At 46.1% G+C, this 16751-nt stretch carries 14 protein-coding genes; 7 read left to right on the top strand and 7 right to left on the bottom strand.

What is annotated here, in order from left to right; translation table 11 throughout:
• Positions 1 to 162 precede the first annotated feature (162 nt).
• Positions 163 to 429: a helix-turn-helix domain-containing protein gene (locus tag ACFOEE_RS16680; RefSeq protein ID WP_377126878.1), complete on the top strand. Its 267-nt coding sequence runs from the start codon at positions 163 to 165 to the stop codon at positions 427 to 429.
• A gap of 136 nt (positions 430 to 565) precedes the next feature.
• On the opposite strand, the gene ACFOEE_RS16675 is transcribed toward ACFOEE_RS16680, so the two are convergent.
• From ACFOEE_RS16675 to priA, 5 genes are all read right to left on the bottom strand, one after another.
• The gene (locus tag ACFOEE_RS16675) at positions 566 to 952 is read right to left on the bottom strand and encodes a gamma-butyrobetaine hydroxylase-like domain-containing protein (RefSeq protein WP_377126875.1); all 387 of its coding nucleotides are present in this window, start codon (positions 950 to 952) and stop codon (positions 566 to 568) included.
• Positions 953 to 1001: 49 nt separating this feature from the next.
• Complete coding sequence (gene hslU / locus ACFOEE_RS16670; protein ID WP_377126872.1) at positions 1002 to 2333, bottom strand: HslU--HslV peptidase ATPase subunit; 1332 nt, start codon at positions 2331 to 2333, stop codon at positions 1002 to 1004.
• 11 nt (positions 2334 to 2344) lie between these two features.
• Positions 2345 to 2863: an ATP-dependent protease subunit HslV gene (hslV, locus tag ACFOEE_RS16665; RefSeq protein ID WP_377126869.1), complete on the bottom strand. Its 519-nt coding sequence runs from the start codon at positions 2861 to 2863 to the stop codon at positions 2345 to 2347.
• A gap of 75 nt (positions 2864 to 2938) precedes the next feature.
• Entirely contained in the window at positions 2939 to 3475 is a 537-nt protein-coding gene (locus ACFOEE_RS16660) for an SPOR domain-containing protein (RefSeq protein ID WP_377126867.1), read from the bottom strand.
• 5 nt (positions 3476 to 3480) lie between these two features.
• Complete coding sequence (gene priA / locus ACFOEE_RS16655; RefSeq protein WP_377126864.1) at positions 3481 to 5649, bottom strand: primosomal protein N'; 2169 nt, start codon at positions 5647 to 5649, stop codon at positions 3481 to 3483.
• Between the two features lie 220 nt (positions 5650 to 5869).
• Here priA and rpmE point away from each other — a divergent pair, with 220 nt between their 5' ends.
• Complete coding sequence (gene rpmE / locus ACFOEE_RS16650; protein ID WP_377126861.1) at positions 5870 to 6085, top strand: 50S ribosomal protein L31; 216 nt, start codon at positions 5870 to 5872, stop codon at positions 6083 to 6085.
• A gap of 735 nt (positions 6086 to 6820) precedes the next feature.
• On the top strand, positions 6821 to 8065 hold the full coding sequence (locus ACFOEE_RS16645; protein ID WP_377126858.1) for a malic enzyme-like NAD(P)-binding protein: 1245 nt from the start codon (positions 6821 to 6823) through the stop codon (positions 8063 to 8065).
• 66 nt (positions 8066 to 8131) lie between these two features.
• Here ACFOEE_RS16645 and metJ read toward each other — a convergent pair whose 3' ends face one another.
• A complete protein-coding gene (metJ, locus tag ACFOEE_RS16640; RefSeq protein ID WP_377126855.1) occupies positions 8132 to 8455 on the bottom strand; it encodes a met regulon transcriptional regulator MetJ in 324 nt (107 codons plus the stop codon).
• Positions 8456 to 8797: 342 nt separating this feature from the next.
• On the opposite strand from metJ, the gene metB reads away from it, so the two are divergent.
• Together metB and metL are read left to right on the top strand one after the other, a co-directional pair.
• Complete coding sequence (gene metB, locus ACFOEE_RS16635; RefSeq protein WP_377126852.1) at positions 8798 to 10069, top strand: cystathionine gamma-synthase; 1272 nt, start codon at positions 8798 to 8800, stop codon at positions 10067 to 10069.
• A 4-nt stretch (positions 10070 to 10073) separates the two neighbouring features.
• Positions 10074 to 12419 (top strand): bifunctional aspartate kinase/homoserine dehydrogenase II, encoded by a 2346-nt coding sequence (metL, locus tag ACFOEE_RS16630; RefSeq protein ID WP_377126849.1) that lies wholly within the window; start codon positions 10074 to 10076, stop codon positions 12417 to 12419.
• An 87-nt stretch (positions 12420 to 12506) separates the two neighbouring features.
• Here metL and ACFOEE_RS16625 read toward each other — a convergent pair whose 3' ends face one another.
• Positions 12507 to 14957 carry a penicillin-binding protein 1A gene (locus ACFOEE_RS16625; protein WP_377126846.1) on the bottom strand — a complete coding sequence of 817 codons (2451 nt, stop codon included), beginning with the start codon at positions 14955 to 14957 and terminating at the stop codon, positions 12507 to 12509.
• 133 nt (positions 14958 to 15090) lie between these two features.
• Between ACFOEE_RS16625 and ACFOEE_RS16620 the strand changes: the two genes are divergently transcribed.
• Entirely contained in the window at positions 15091 to 16170 is a 1080-nt protein-coding gene (locus ACFOEE_RS16620) for a pilus assembly protein PilM (RefSeq protein ID WP_377126844.1), read from the top strand.
• Positions 16158 to 16751 (top strand): PilN domain-containing protein, encoded by a 594-nt coding sequence (locus ACFOEE_RS16615; RefSeq protein ID WP_377126842.1) that lies wholly within the window; start codon positions 16158 to 16160, stop codon positions 16749 to 16751. The genes ACFOEE_RS16620 and ACFOEE_RS16615 overlap by 13 nt, the downstream gene beginning before the upstream one ends.

Here is a 16751-nt window from a genome sequence, read left to right as displayed (position 1 = left end):
CACGGCATTCGTGCATCCTGCACAGCAAACCCGCTCAATGTGCGGGTTTTTCGCTTTATGGGTTCAGGCAAATCAAGTTCAAGAAATTCAGCTCAGAGCTGTAATACTAATCGACTTAAAAATTTGATCTAATAAGCGTATTCGAACTTATCCGATTTTAATATGCATACTAGCGACGATTTCAAGTCATTTGCAAAGCAGGCTTCAAGCGCACAGCTGCGGATGCGTTATTTGGCTTTGTACCACTTCAAACGAGGTGAATCTCGTACCCAGACAGCTATTAACCTCGGAGTCGCCAGAGGTAGTGTCAATACATGGGTTTCTAACTACCTCGAATACTGGCTAGATAAACCTGGGTCAGCAAGAACGCGTCAGCTTTCCGAGTCCCAACAAAAACAACTCAAGCGCTTCATTCAGGACATTGGATAAGATTGGTCGATTAATTAATGCAACTGGTATTAAGAAATACAATTCGTACTTGCACGAGCGCTATTTTGTTAATGACGCACGGACTTTCAGATGAAATTAACCCACCAGTTCAGCGGGTATAATTTCAGTGAGTTTCTTAAGGCATAAACTTAATCGGAATGTTGTCTTTTGTCTCATGGTGGGCTGTGACTCGTGCCTGATAAGCTGACCATAACTGTGGTTGTTGCTCTGCGAGGGCGCGAAGATATTGCCAGCTAAAGAGACCAGTCTGATGGCCATCGTCAAAGATTAACCTGACTGCATAGTGACCAACAGGCTCTAATTGAGTGATAGCAACTTGCTCTTTGCCGAGGACCAACTTGCTGGGTTTCAAGCCGTGTTGATGTTGATGGCCTTGTACTTCCGCTGAGGGGCTATGGGTGCGCAGAAACTCGCAGCTTAATGACGCCTGCCAGTTATCGTCAAATAGGATATCTAAGACTTTACTGCGTTGGTGGTAATGGAGCTTAGTGACCAGATACATAGCATACTCACAAAAATAAAACGGGACCTAAGTCCCGTTTTGGCACAAATTAAAGAATAAAACGACTGAGATCTTCGTCTTCAACCAGTATATCTAAGTGGCTGTCAACGTAAGCGGCATCAATGACTAGCTTCTGACCAGTTTTATCTGCTGCATCAAAAGAAATCTCTTCCATTAGCTTTTCCATCACGGTATGCAGACGGCGAGCACCGATGTTTTCGGTTTTTTCATTCACTTTGAATGCCGCCTGAGCAATACGTTCAATGGCTTCTTCAGTAAATTCAATCTCAACTTGCTCGGTTAATAACAAAGCTTGCTGTTGCTCGGTCAGTGAAGCATGAGGCTCAGTTAAGATACGCTTAAAGTCATTTGCGGTCAGTGCTTCTAACTCTACACGGATAGGCAAACGACCTTGTAATTCTGGAATAAGGTCCGACGGCTTGGCCATTTGGAATGCACCCGAGGCAATAAATAAAATATGGTCGGTTTTGACCATGCCATGCTTAGTGCTGATGGTTGAGCCTTCAATCAGCGGTAGTAAATCACGTTGTACGCCTTCACGGCTAACGTCTGGGCCTGAGGTATCACCGCGCTTACATATTTTATCGATTTCGTCTAAGAATACGATGCCGTTTTGCTCAACCGCAAAGATAGCTTGCTCTTTGACTTCTTCTGGGTTGACCATGCGGGCAGATTCTTCTTCGATCAATAGCTTGAGCGCTTCTTTGATTTTCAGTTTACGCTTTTTCTTTTTATCGCCACCAAAATTTTGGAACATGCTTTGGAGCTGGTTGGTCATTTCTTCCATACCAGGTGGTGCCATGATCTCAACTTGTGGTGCACTTTCAGCCAGATCTATTTCGATTTCTTTGTCGTCTAATTGACCTTCACGGAGTTTTTTACGGAAGGTTTGGCGAGTCGTGGATTGCGTATCGCTCGCTTGCACTTGGCCATAAATATCTTTAGCAGGTGGTAATAAGGCATCAAGAATACGTTCTTCTGCGGCTTCTTCGGCGCGATAGCGATGCTTAGTGGCAAGTTGCTCTCTCGTCATTTTGACCGAGATCTCTACCAAATCACGGATAATACTATCGACTTCTTTGCCAACATAGCCTACTTCAGTGAATTTGGTGGCTTCCACTTTGATAAAAGGCGCATTCGCGAGTTTTGCTAAGCGGCGTGCGATTTCAGTTTTACCTACCCCAGTTGGGCCTATCATTAGGATATTTTTAGGCGTAACTTCAGCACGTAAACTTTCGTCCAATTGCATGCGGCGCCAGCGGTTACGCAAGGCGATGGCAACGGCTTTTTTGGCTTTATGTTGACCAATGATATGTTGGTCGAGTTCGTGAACTATTTCACGCGGCGTCATTGCTGTCATGGCCGTTCCTATTACAATTCTTCGATGGTTTGGTGGTGATTGGTAAAGACGCAAATATCAGCGGCAATTTTGAGGCTTTTCTCAACAATATCTTTGGCACTGAGGTCAGTATTTTCTAACATGGCAATCGCTGCAGCTTGCGCAAAGTTACCACCACTACCAATGGCAATGAGGTCATGTTCTGGTTGTAGGACATCGCCATTACCGGTAATGATAAGTGAGGCGGTTTCGTCTGCAACCGCTAGGAGCGCTTCTAAGCGACGTAAAGCACGGTCTGTGCGCCAATCTTTAGCCATTTCTACCGCAGCGCGCATTAAATGGCCTTGGTGCATTTCTAGTTTTGCTTCAAAGCGTTCAAAGAGAGTAAAAGCGTCAGCTGTGCCGCCAGCAAAACCAGCCAGCACTTTGCCATGGTAGAGACGACGCACCTTACGTGCATTGCCTTTCATTACCGTGTTGCCAAGCGAAACTTGACCATCGCCGCCGATAACAACTTTATTGTCGCGACGAACACTCACTATCGTAGTCATAGTATTCCTTAAGGATGCGGATCATTGCCGCCGTTAAGAACAGTTTATGACAATATGGGGTCAAGCCCCGAGAAATCAAGTCCAGCCCCAGATCCCACAGCTAACGATTTTGACGCGTTTGAGCTTATTTTTGTCGCTTTCAGCTTGGCGTTTACTTTCGTAAGGGCCTAAGCGTACTTTGTACCAAACGCCGTTTTTGCCTTCAACGCGGCGGATCTCGGAAATGAGGCCAGCAAAAGCTATTTTGGCCTTCAGGGTTTCAGCTTGTTCGTAAGTTCGGAAGGAACCACATTGCATTACGTATGGGCCACCTTTCTCGATTTCTTTGACTTCAACCTTAACCTCATGCTCTTTCATTTCAGTGATGAAATCGGGAGTGCGAGGCAATGCTTGCTTAGGTTCTGCCACTACAGGAGCGGTTTTTGGGGTGGGATTTTGCGCGAGTTTGACCTCTGCTGGGTCAGCATGCTGTTTTACATACCAAAGGCCATAGCCAAATGCACCAACTAGGCTTACCGCAACAGCCACTAACATGCCAGGAAATGGCTTTTTCGCAGGTTGCTTATGCTTCGTTTTGCTCGGTTGTCTGTTGATGTAGTCGTGTTGTGCCATGTCAGTTAAAACATATCCATAGGATCGACGTCAATACTCCAACGGATCCGGTTCGCTAAAGGGTGCGAATTAATATAATCAGCCAATTGGGCCAGATAATGATGCAAAAGATTGCGTGCATCAGCTTGTAAATGCAGCTGATAGCGGAACTTACCGGCAATTCGTTCCATCGGTGCAGGTAAAGGTCCGAGCAATTGTATACCACAGAGTGGCTGAACAGGAACCAGATCAGATAAAAACTGTAAGACTTGATTTTGGTTGTGTCCTTCTGCGCGGATCAGTGCCAGATGATTGTATGGGGGAAGGTGCGCCTCTTGGCGCTCAGTTAGGGCGTAGCGGGCAAAATGCTGATAGCCATTATTGACCAAATCTTGTAATAACGGGTGTTCAGGGTAATGGGTTTGCAATAGTACCATACCTGCTTCGCCGCTGCGGCCCGCTCGGCCTGCAACCTGCACAATCAGCTGAGCGAGATGCTCGGTAGCGCGAAAGTCACAGGAGTAAAGCCCTGCATCCACATCTAAGATGACAACAAGGGCAACATCTGGGAAGTGGTGTCCTTTTGCCAACATTTGCGTGCCAACGAGAAGTCGCGCCCCACCTTGGTGGATATCTTCCAAAGCCTGCTCAAAACTGCCTTTTTTGCGAGTGCTATCACGGTCGATACGAGTAAGTGGTGTAGTCGCAAATCGCTGTTGTAAAAACTCAGCGATTTGCTCGGTGCCAAAACCCGTTGGCATAATTTGTGTACTGCCGCAATCTGGGCACTGTTTTGGCACGGGTTGTTGTTCCGCGCAGTGATGACAAATAAGCTGAGCAATACCTTTATGGTAAGTAGCATTGGTGCTACAGCGGTGGCACGCACTTAACCAGCCACATTGATGACAAATTAACGTAGGGGCAAAACCGCGGCGATTAAGAAAGACCATGACTTGCTTACCGCGTGCTAAGGTACGTTCGATGTGAACTAAGGTAGCAGCTGCAAACCCTTGTGGTGCTTGCTGGGCTTTCATATCGATAAGCAAGAATTGATTATGAGTACTAGTTTCTGCACGGCGCGTGAGTGAAAGTAACTGATATTTGCCTGTTAGTGCTTTGTGTAAGGTTTCGAGCGCAGGTGTGGCGCTGCCTAAGAGTAACGGGAAATTACCTTGCGCAGCACGATACGCAGCTAAATCTCGAGCGTGGTAGCGCAGACTGTCTTGTTGCTTAAATGACGCATCATGCTCTTCATCTACTATGATCATGCCAAGCTCGGCAAAGGGTAAAAAGATACTGGAACGTGTACCAATCACTATCGCGCAGCTTTGTTGCTCAACTCGGCGCCAAACTTGGAGTCTTTCATTATCCGTTAAATTGGAATGCCACAGCTCGATGGCAAGGCCCGGAAAACGACGGCGAAAGCGGCTGACCGTTTGTGGGGTAAGGCCAATTTCCGGCACTAGCACTAGCGCTTGCTTGCCGAGCAGTAAGATATCTTCTAGCGCCTGTAAATAGACTTCGGTTTTACCACTGCCTGTGATGCCTTCGAGTAGAAAACTTTGAAAACCTCGAGATAATTTAATTGCAGCACAGGCTGCCGCTTGTTCTTGGTTTAAAGTCGGCTTAGCGGCAATCTCAATGGTTTGCTCACGCCAATCTGCCGCTTCTGCGCTAAACTCCGCAGCAATGGCTTTTTCTAGTAGAGCGTTAATTTGTGCTGTCGTAAAGCCTAACGCACGGACATGATTAATGCTGGTTGTGCCGCTACTTTTCAGATAATCGAGTAATTCTTGTTGTTTTTTGCCACGCAGTTTGGCGCTTGGCTCAAGCAAACGCAGCATCTTAACGGCAAGTTTGTCTATCGGCTGGCCTTCACGTAACGGTGCAGGCAAAGCAGTAAATAAGGTTTCACCAAGAGGATGACAGTAATACTGACTACAAAAGCGTAAAAACTGAAGATGGCGAGTGTTTAGGATAGCTGTGTCGTCGAGTACAGCTGAGATGGCCTTGAGTTTGTCTCCTGGCACATCCGAGCTATTTTTATATCCCACAATGACGCCGACTAAGTTACGATTGCCGAAAGAGACCAACACCCGTTTACCTATGCCTACTTGTGACACCAGTTCATCGGGTAACTGATAATCAAAGGTACGAGATAAAGGGACTTTTAGAGCAATTTCGGCAATATTCATAGCACTTCAGTTTTGACTGATAACCCGCATACTTTACTAAAGCTCAAGCTAAAAACCCAGTCCGTAAGGAAAAGGCGTAGAACACATGAGAAAAGATCATTTTTTGCTTGTCGTTTGTACAGTTCTTACATTAAAATACGCGACCAATTATTTTGTTTAACTACGTATGGTGCCAAGCTTCGGGTTTGGAGAGCGATACGGCCTTAACTTAGAGGTTCCTATGAAAGCAGGTATTCACCCACAGTACCAAGCAAGCACTGCAACTTGTTCATGTGGTAACAAATTCGAACTACGTTCAACGCTATGTAAAGACATCCACTTAGACGTTTGTAATGCATGTCACCCGTTCTACACTGGTCAACAGAAGATTGTTGATACAGGCGGCCGTGTTGATCGCTTTAACAAACGCTTCGGTGCTTTCTCAAGCAAGAAGTAATCGTCTTCAATGCGTTAGCATTGAACTCGACAAAAAGGCGCCTAAGGGCGCTTTTTTTGTGTCTGTGTATTTCTCACTGCCCCCTGCAGGCTTTCGCGACACTTTTTTAAGGCCTACTTTTCTCCCTTCATAATGCGAATAATGCAGACCAAATTGCAACGGATAGTAGGGAATTTTCTATTAGAGCTTAAGCTCTATTTTCTCGCGTTATATTCACTATAGTTGTTCTAGTTTTGGTGTGAACGAGCTTTAACGGCTAAGGTTAAAGCTAAAGTATGGTTATTCTTGTAACACGCAGTTTGGTCGGAAAAGCGAAAATTTGTCATGTTTATGCATCACACTGGATTATTCAACAGCAAGTTGATTATCTTAAACGTTGATAAGTTCGGTGAAAAATAGATAATTTCGGCAAATGTGTGGTTATTTTAAAATAAAATCTGAGTTGCGATGAGTTGCGTTAAATGCTGAGAACTATGCAGATAATTGTCGTTAAAATGCGTTCATTTCAGCGCTGTTTAGCATCCATTGAGCAGGCATACTAGTAAGTAACTGGAGTAAAAAATCAGTTATATTCTGGGAAAATGCGGCAAAATGAGATCAACAGGATAGACCTGATTATGCTTGAATATATTTGTAAAAAGGGTATGGTGAAAACTCAGGCTGGCTAAATGTCTAATCTGAATTGCAGTACGACTTTCACTCTCACATTAAACTCTTGCAGGATTAAATCGCGTCATGACAGATTTTCGTCAAAAAGCGTTGGACTACCACGCGTACCCCGTTCCAGGAAAAATCAGCGTTGAGCTGACTAAACCCGCTGAAACCGTTAAAGATCTTGCTCTGGCGTATAGCCCAGGTGTGGCAGAGCCAGTGCGTGAAATTGCCGCTGATCCCGCTACGGCATATAAATACACTGCTAAAGGCAATATGGTTGCTGTGATAAGTAACGGTACGGCGATCCTCGGCTTAGGCAATTTAGGGCCGCTTGCTTCTAAACCCGTTATGGAAGGTAAAGCCTTGCTGTTTAAACGTTTTGCAGGTTTGGATGCAATTGATATAGAAGTGAAGCATAAAACGACAGCGGATTTTATCAATACTGTCGCGAATATCGCAGATACCTTCGGCGGTATTAATTTAGAAGATATTAAAGCCCCTGAGTGCTTTGAGATTGAAAAAGCCCTGATTGAGTTATGTGATATCCCAGTCTTCCACGATGACCAACACGGCACCGCGATTGTGACCGCAGCGGGGATGTTGAACGCGCTTGAAATCCAAGGTAAAGACATCCATGACGCGATTATAGTTTGCTTGGGTGCGGGTGCCGCCGCCATCGCTTGTATGGAGCTGTTGATTAAATGTGGCGCTCAGCGCGAACATATCTACATGCTTGACCGCAAAGGTGTTATCCATACCCGTCGGGATGATCTAAACGAATATAAAGAGCTATTTGCCAACAATACCGACAAGCGCACACTACAAGATGTTATTGCCGAAGCGGATGTGTTTGTTGGTGTATCTGGTCCAGATTTAATGACCGCGGATGACTTAAAACTAATGGCTGCGAATCCTGTGGTGTTTGCTTGTTCAAATCCAGATCCAGAGATCAGTCCCGAAGTCGCACATGGTGCGCGCAATGATTTGATCATGGCGACAGGCCGCTCTGATTATCCAAACCAAGTGAATAACGTTTTGTGCTTCCCGTTTATTTTCCGTGGTGCACTGGATGTGCGTGCCAGTGCAATTAACGATGCAATGAAGATTGCAGCGGTAGAAGCGATTCGTAGTATTGCGAAAGAGCCAGTACCTGCTGAGGTATTAAAAGCGGCTGAGGTGGATCACTTAGAGTTTGGTAAAGAGTACATTATTCCCAAGCCAATGGACCCGCGTTTGTTACCTCGTATTGCCAAAGCAGTTGCGCAGGCGGCAATTGATTCAGGTGTAGCGCGCATCCCAATGCCGGATAATTACATGGCAGACTAAGCCATCATGCAATTCACACAAAAAAGCCCCGACCATCGGGGCTTTTTTATTTATTGCGCAAGGCGTTTATTCGTCATCTTCGATAACAGGCAGTTCAAGCCCCATTGCGGTCATAATGCGACGCACTTCAGCGGGTACTTTTTCTGGATTATCTTTACGTAAATCTTCATCACTTGGCAACGGCTGACCTGTAAAGGCGTGTAAGAACGCCTCGCATAATAATTCACTGTTGGTGGCATGACGCAAGTTATTGACCTGACGACGAGTGCGCTCGTCGGTGAGTACCTTTAAAACATTTAAAGGGATAGACACGGTGATCTTTTTTACTTGTTCTGATTTTTTACCGTGTTCTGCGTATGGGTGAACATATTCGCCGTTCCAAGTTGCCATAACTATTTATTGCCTCAGTGTTGGGTAATGCCAATACGACTACATTCGTGCTTTGTACTACACTGGATTGCGCCGTTTGTGGTGCGAAATACTTCGCCAGCCAGAACGCTTGCCTAAGTGTCTGAAAACATCTTTGCCAGTGGCGAAAAGCCAGCATTGCAAAGATGCAAAAACTCAGTCGTATTAGCATGCAGCTTTCTATAAGTGGCGAAATTTTATCGGTTTAAAAAAGATAGTCAAATACTAGTTATTTAGCCATTTAGGCGTATAAATGTTTTGACTTCCGGTATTTGATCGTCTAACCTTTTAGACGTCTAAACATCCATAAATCTAGGTGTAATTATGAGTCAGTGTAACAAAGCCACGATCACCGTGCGCAATGGTATCGAGGCCGACAAGCATCACGGTGCAGTCGTCCCGCCACTCTATTTGTCAACAACTTACTCGTTTGCCGACTTTAATGTCAAACGTCAGTATGATTATGGTCGCAGTGGTAACCCCAACCGCGACATCCTTGCCGATACGCTTGCGCAGCTAGAAGGCGGCGCTAAAGGGATCATCACTGCAACCGGTATGGCAGCGGTACACCTAGTAACACAATTGCTGAGTCACGATGATACTTTAGTGATCCCGCATGACTGCTACGGTGGCAGTTATCGCTTGTTTACTTCGTTAGCTAAGCGTGGATTATTGCGTTTACAAGTGGTCGACTTAACCAAGCCAGAAAATTATGCGGCTGTGATTGCAGCTAAACCTAAGCTGATTTGGATTGAAACACCAAGCAACCCTATTTTGCGTTTAACCGATATCAAAGCTATGGTGACATTGGCTAAAGAATGCGGCGCTCTGCTTGCCGCAGATAATACTTTCTTATCACCAGGCTTACAAAATCCGCTGCAGTTTGGTGTGGATATTGTGGTGCACTCCACGACCAAATATATCAATGGCCATTCCGATGTTGTCGGTGGTGCGGTGATAGCCAAGTCAAAAGAATTAGGTGAAGAGTTGGCTTGGTGGGCAAACAATATTGGTATTACTGGCGCCCCGTTTGATAGCTACTTGACGTTACGGGGTTTACGCACACTCAACGTACGTTTGAAGCAGCATCAGGAAAATGCCTTGGCGATTGCACAGTATCTCGAAGCGTCACCATTTGTGAAAAAAGTTTACTACCCAGGACTGCCATCACACCCTCAACATGAGCTGGCAAAACAGCAACAACGAGGCTTTGGCGGCATGGTGAGCTTTGATATTCAGGGCGGATTAAATGATGCTGCGGCATTCTTAACCTCTTTAACGCATTTTTCTTTGGCTGAATCTTTAGGTGGGGTGGAAAGTTTGATCTGTCATCCTGCGACCATGACCCATGCTGGGATGGAAGCCAGTGCCAGAGTAGCGGCAGGAGTGGGTGATACCCTTATTCGCATCTCTGTAGGTATTGAAGATGTGAAAGATTTATTGAATGATTTACAACAAGCTTTTGAACGGGTAAAACCGGGCCAAGTAACACCTGTCGTAAAATCAGCAACTACCGCGAAAGAGACTGCGCCAGCAGCCAGTGCATCAGCGGATAACAGCCAAAGTTTTGCGCCGGCTATTCCGGCATTATGGTAACAAGATGACTAAAGCAGTACATAAATTTGGCGGGTCAAGCTTAAGCTCGGCTTCGCGCTATCAGGCGGTAGCAAATATCATTCTCAGTCAGTGTTCTGCTGGTGACAGTATTGTGGTCTCTGCGGCTGGGAAAACCACCAATACGTTGGTAAAGCTATGGCAAAGTCACGTGCAAGGTGATGCACAAGCTGTTAACGATATTGTGCTGCAACTGCAAGCTCAGCAAAGTCAGTTAATTAGCGAACTCTTACAAGGAGAGGCTGCGCGCGAACTACTAGCGACTTTAGATGATGAATTACGCACCGTTACCTCTGCTAGTCAGCAAGCGCAATTACATGAAGCGACTTTGCTGGCACATGGTGAAGTGTGGTCGGCGCGACTATTGGCTGCCTATCTCAATACGCTTGGAGTACAAGCCCGCAATTGGGATGCGCGTACTTTGTTTACTTTGCACCAAGGACAGTTGTTAGAGCAAAAAAATCAGCAAGCCTGTTTAAGTGCTATTGATGGCGAACATATTCATGTCGTGACTGGGTTTATCGCGGCAGACAGTGAAGGTCAAACTGTTACTCTAGGTCGCAACGGCAGTGATTACAGTGCGACTTTACTTGCCAGTTACATCCGTGCTGATGCGGTGTCAATTTGGACAGATACGCAAGGGGTGTTTAGCACCGATCCGCGTAAAGTGGCCAGTGCCATTAAGTATCCTAAAGTGTGTCGTGGTCAAGCTAACTTGCTGGCTCGTTTAGGCAATCCGGTACTCCACGCAAAAACCTTGTCGCCATTGAAAAACACCGCAATTAAGCTAGTGGTGCGTAGCAGTTATGATCCAGAAGCCAGTCCAACCGAAGTAGTCAAAGAAGGTTACAGCAAAGCCAAGCGTTTTATTACGACCTTAGAAAATTGTGACTTAGTGCGAGTAGAGCAATTACAAGCGGGTGAAGTACGCGAGTTAAGCCAACTTATTCAGCACAGTATTCATCATTTCAGCCAAGGGGCAGAGGTCTTTTTATTGGTGCCTGCGGCCTTCACCCATCAAGTAGTGCATCAACTACAAGGGCGAGCCAACTTGGTGGGTTCGAATCTCAATGGTTGTGCTGTGGTTGCGCCAAGTAATGAAGTGACAAGCTTATATCAACAAGCGCGGCAGCTGTTGGAAACTCAGGAAGTGGTGGTACGCGCTAGCCATATTGCGCAAGAGTATGCACTGTTTTTAACCGACCAGCTGATTGACGCCGACTTGTTGGCAGTATTGCATGACAGGCTTATCACTAAAGGCCAAGAATTAGCGGTGATCATTGCCGGTCTGGGTAATGTGGGTGAAGTATTTGTTGCCCAATGCCAAGAGCAAATCGCCCATTTGCAGCAAAGTTTTGATATCAAAGTGGTAGGTTTGCTGCGCAGCAATCAAATGTTGTTTGCTGCCAGTGGCATAACTTTATCGAATTGGCAAAGCCAATGGCAAAACGAAGCGGTCAGTTACACTAAAGCTGACTTACTGGCGCGAATTGGTGAATTAGATTACGAGCATAAAGTTGTGATTGATATTACCGCCAGCGAAAGCTTCAGTCAGCTCTATCCCGATTTTGTCAGTGCTGACTGCCATTTGATCAGTGCTAATAAATACGCAGGTACCGCGCCTAATGACTGGTATCAACAACTACGCAGCAAACTGCAAGAGCGTAATCTCTATTGGCGTTATAACACCAGTGTTGGTGCCGGTTTGCCGATCAACTTTGCATTAGCCGATTTGCAAAACAGCGGCGATAAGATAGTTGAAGTCGAAGGGGTGTTTTCAGGCACCTTGTCTTGGTTGTGTAGTCGCTACGATGGAAGTGAGACGTTTTCTGAACTAGTGCTACAAGCACAGCAGTTGGGTTACACAGAACCCGACCCACGCGAAGACCTATCCGGTCGAGACATGCAGCGTAAGCTGTTGATCTTAGCTCGTGATTTAGGACTAACCTTAGATCTCGATGACATTGAATTAAGCCCACTTATGCCAGACAGTTTAGCTGCAGGGAGTTGGCAGGACTTTTTAGCCAACCGCACTGAGCTCGATACGTTTTACACCGCTCAGGTCGCTGCAGCAGCTGCGCAAGGCAAAGTAGTGCGTTACACCGGTATCTTGCAACAAAGCGGTGCAACACTCACCGCCAAAGTCGGTATCGCATTTGTTGAGCCAGGCTCTGCGCTTGCGAACCTCACGCCGGGCGATAATATTTTTGTGATCCGGAGTCAGTGGTATCAAAACAATCCTTTGGTGATCCAAGGGCCGGGCGCAGGTAAAGAAGTGACCGCAGCGGGTATTCACTCTGACCTGTATTGGTTAATTCAACAGTTGAAATAATTGGCTTGTTGAGATGGATATAACAAAGGCACCGCATGGTGCCTTTGTTTTTGTTTGTGTGGATTGCTTGAACTTTGCTGCTCGCGCTTAAAACAGCTCGCCTGTAGAGGGTAGTGGCGCTTCAAATGGCGTATTAGCGTCGTTGTCGAGCACAAATTTAGTGGGTTGGGTTTCTGGCAGGAAATATTCAAAGCGGCTGGTATGGTCATTGCGCTCAGACAGCAAACCAGTAGCTAAATCAATCCTCACAGATACTAAACCCGGCGGTGGTTCAATAGGGGCAAGTGGCTCAGCTTGCAGCGCAACGCGCATAAAGTCTACCCAAGCAGGCTGAGCTGTATGGGCGCCAGATTCTGCTCCAGAAGATTGGTTTTGCGGTAATGCTGAGTTATAGGCTGTGCGGCCAAGTGGTTTGCCTGCATCATCAAACCCTACCCAGACTGTGGTCAAAACATTGCGGTTAAAACCGCTAAACCAAGTATCAACGGCATCGTTGGTAGTACCGGTTTTACCTGCTAAATCTTTACGTTTCAATGCTTGTGCGCGCCATCCAGTACCGCTCCAACCCGTTTTATGACGCCAGCTACCGCCGCCCCAAATGGAGCTATACATCGCATCGGCAATTAAAAACGCATTTTGCTCTGAGATCACGCGCGGCGCACATTGCGTTGGCGTGTCTTCTTGCATTGCGTCATCACAGGCGAGTAAAGGCGTTGAGGTCGCCTTTACATTGCCAAACGCATCCTGAATTTCGCTAATAAAATAAGGCTCAATTAAATGCCCCCCGTTTGCGAAGGTGCTCATTCCGCGTGCCAATTCTAGCGGCGTGATGGCCGCGCTACCTAACGCTAGCGACTCACTGCGAACAATGTCTTGCTCTAAAAAGCCGAACTTGAGCAAATGGTCGGCGGTTCTATCAAGTCCTACACCACGTAATAACCGCACTGAGACCACGTTTTTCGATTGTGCCAGTGCGCGACGAATGCGAATTGGGCCGTCGTATACTTCAGGGCTGTTCTTCGGTCGCCATGCAACACCTTGGCTTTTATCCCAGTGGTTGATAGGCGCATCGTTGATTATGGTGGCAAGCGTATAGTCATGATCAAGCGCCGCAGAATAGATAAACGGTTTGATATTCGAACCAACTTGGCGTTTTGCTTGCGTAGCACGGTTAAACTGACTTTGCTCAAAACTATAGCCGCCAACTAACGCTTTAATTCTTCCATCTTGCGGGTCGAGCGATACGAGTGCACTGGATGCAGCAGGCAGTTGGGCTAAATACCATTGCTGCTGATGTCGGCGCAGCCATACTTGCATACCCGGTGCGAGCACTTCGCTGGCTTGCTTTGGCGCATCACCTTGGCGGTTATCATCGATGTAGGCGCGCGCCCAGCCGATCCCTTGCCATTCTAACACTACAGTCTCGCCGTTTTTAAGCAAGGCACTGGCTTGTTTCTCTTGCACTTTTGTGATCACGGCGGCTTTTAACTGCCCCAGCTCATTGCTGCTGTTCAGCGCTGCTAAAATATCTTCTCGTGATAGTGGGGTGTCAATATCCGGTGACCATAAGCGACGTTCAGGACCACGGTAGCCATGACGCTCATCGTAGTCATGCAAATTATTCATTAATGCTTGTTGCGCGGCAGCTTGGATGTCTGACTCAACGGTAGTGAAAACTTTGTAGCCATTGTTATAGGCAGCTTCTTCACCGTATTGCGCGACCATATAAGAGCGTACCATTTCCGCAATATATGGCGCGTAGAGTTCGATTTCAGCACCGTGTAAGCGTGCGCTCACTGGTTCTTGCGTTGCTTGATTAAACTCGGCTTTGCTGATGTACCCTTCGCTCAGCATCCGGCCTAACACCACATTGCGACGGACTTCGGCACGCTGAGGGTTACGAATAGGGTTAAGTGCTGATGGCGCTTTGGGTAAACCTGCTATCATCGCCATTTGCGCTAAAGAGAGTTCAGACAGCGACTTACCATAGTAAACTTGGGCAGCTGCACCGATACCAAAAGCGCGATTGCCAAGCTCTATTTTATTTAAATACAGCTCTAAAATTTCATCTTTACTCAGCATTTGCTCAATATGAATAGCAATGAAAATCTCTTTAATTTTACGGATATAGGATTTTTCACGGGTCAAGAAGAAGTTGCGTGCAACTTGCATGGTAATAGTACTGGCACCTTGTTTTTTCTCGCCTGTGGTAATGAGTACTAGGGCGCTACGCACCAAGCCAATTGGATCTATGCCATAATGCTCATAAAAGCGGTTGTCTTCGGTAGCAAGCACAGCTTGAATAAGCGGTTTAGGGACATCGGCAATTTTCACTGGAATACGGCGTTTTTCACCAAATTGGTTGATTAATTTGCCATCTCTTGTAAAGACTTGCATCGGAGTTTGGAGTTGCACATCTTTCAGTACCGCGACACTGGGAATATCGGATTTAAGATAATAATAAAGGCTTAGTAGCGTAATGACGGCAAAACTAAGACAAAAGACGCTAAAAAGTAAAAATCTCTTTAATAAATTCACGGAATTATCCCTAGTTAGACTCCCAATTATGGGCAGACACTGCTAGTATATCTCGGTTGTTGATGAAAAAATCCGGTGCATAATACCATTATACTTCGTTCACTTATAAAGCAAAGGATCAGAGCGATTTAGTATGTTTAGTCAGCTATTTAGAAAACAAGACGCCATCATGGTGGGAATTGATATCGGCTCACATTGTGTCAAAGCTGTGTTATTGGCTAAAACAAACTCTGGTTATCGCCTTGATGCCGTCGCTATTGAACCTATTCCAAAAGGGGCTATGGTCGAACGTGCTATACAAGATATTGAAGCCATTGGTCGCGTTGTTGCTAAAGTGCGAAAACGCATTCCAAAATCGGTTAATTACGCTGCTGTGGCAGTTTCAGGTCAAACCGTGATCACTAAAGTGATCTTCATGGATGTCAGTTTAACCGATGCTGAACTGGAATCGCAAATTGCGATTGAAGCCGATAGTCTCATCCCATATCCATTAGACGAAGTAAGCTTAGATTTCGAGAAACTTGCGGTCAATGAGGCAGACCCATCAAAAATGAACGTGTTGTTATCTGCCGCCCGTACTGAGAGTGTCGAAGCGCGTGCAGGCGCTTTGGAAGAAGCAGGGCTGAAAGCCAAAGTAGTGGATGTTGAAAGCTATGCCCTTGGCCGTGCATTAGATGTGATTTACGATCAATTGCCCTCAGATGCTTACGATAAAATCGTCGCGGTAATTGATATCGGTGCGGTTATCACCTTAGTGAGTGTCATCCAATCCGGTAAAACTTTATACACTCGTGACCAAGTATTTGGTGGCGAACAGTACACCAATAGCATCGTCGCCTACTACAACAAAACCTATGATGAAGCTGAACTGGGTAAAACAACGCGAGATTTACCTCCTAACTACACTTTTGAAGTGTTAGCACCGTTTCAAACCGCATTAATTCAGCAAATCCGCCGAGCAGTACAAATGTTTATGACCACCAGTGGCAAAGACCATGTTGACTACATAGTGTTAACGGGTGGTACAGCCTCTATTGATGGTTTAGAACGTTTGCTGGTGGACGAGCTTGGGATCCACACTATCGTGGCGGACCCATTTGCCGATATGGAAATTTCCCCTAAAGTGGACAGAACGCTGTTGGACCGCCACCGTCCGCAGTTTGCCATCGCCACAGGTTTGGCTTTAAGGAGTTTTTCGTCATGCCACATATAAACCTGCTGCCTTGGCGTGAACAACAGCGTAAAGCGTCACAACAAAGGTTTATGGTTGTGATCAGCGGACTCGCAGGTGTGTCCATGTTATGTATGTACCTGATGGGGACCTTCTACGCGTCGCTGCGTGAGGGTCAAAATATTAAAAATGCCTATCTCAATCAGGAAATTGCCCAGCTGGATGCGCAAATTAAAGAAATAAATGAGCTGAACACTCAGCGTGAAAGTCTTCAGCAGCGCATGAAATTGATTGAGGAGCTACAAAGTAATCGTAACTTAGGTACTCAGATCATCGACGAAATTGCACGTATTGTGCCGCCTGGGGTATACCTCACCAGCTTAGAGCGCAAAGAGAGAATGATTAAAGTGGTAGGGCGTAGTGAATCTAATAACCGCTTATCGACTATGTTGCGACAAGTGGAGTCGTCCTATTTACTGGAAAAACCCAGTTTGCAAGGCATAGTCGCGGGCGAACAACAAGCGCGTCTACTCAGTGACTTTACCATGCTGTTTTACATCAAAGCCTATGATGATATGGGTGAAGCCACCCATGTGGAAACTTTCCTGAGCGGGAGGCAGTAA

The sequence above is a fragment of the Pseudoalteromonas fenneropenaei genome, from assembly GCF_042643375.1.
Classification (GTDB): domain Bacteria; phylum Pseudomonadota; class Gammaproteobacteria; order Enterobacterales; family Alteromonadaceae; genus Pseudoalteromonas; species Pseudoalteromonas fenneropenaei.
This window is presented reverse-complemented; position numbering and strand designations above follow the sequence as displayed.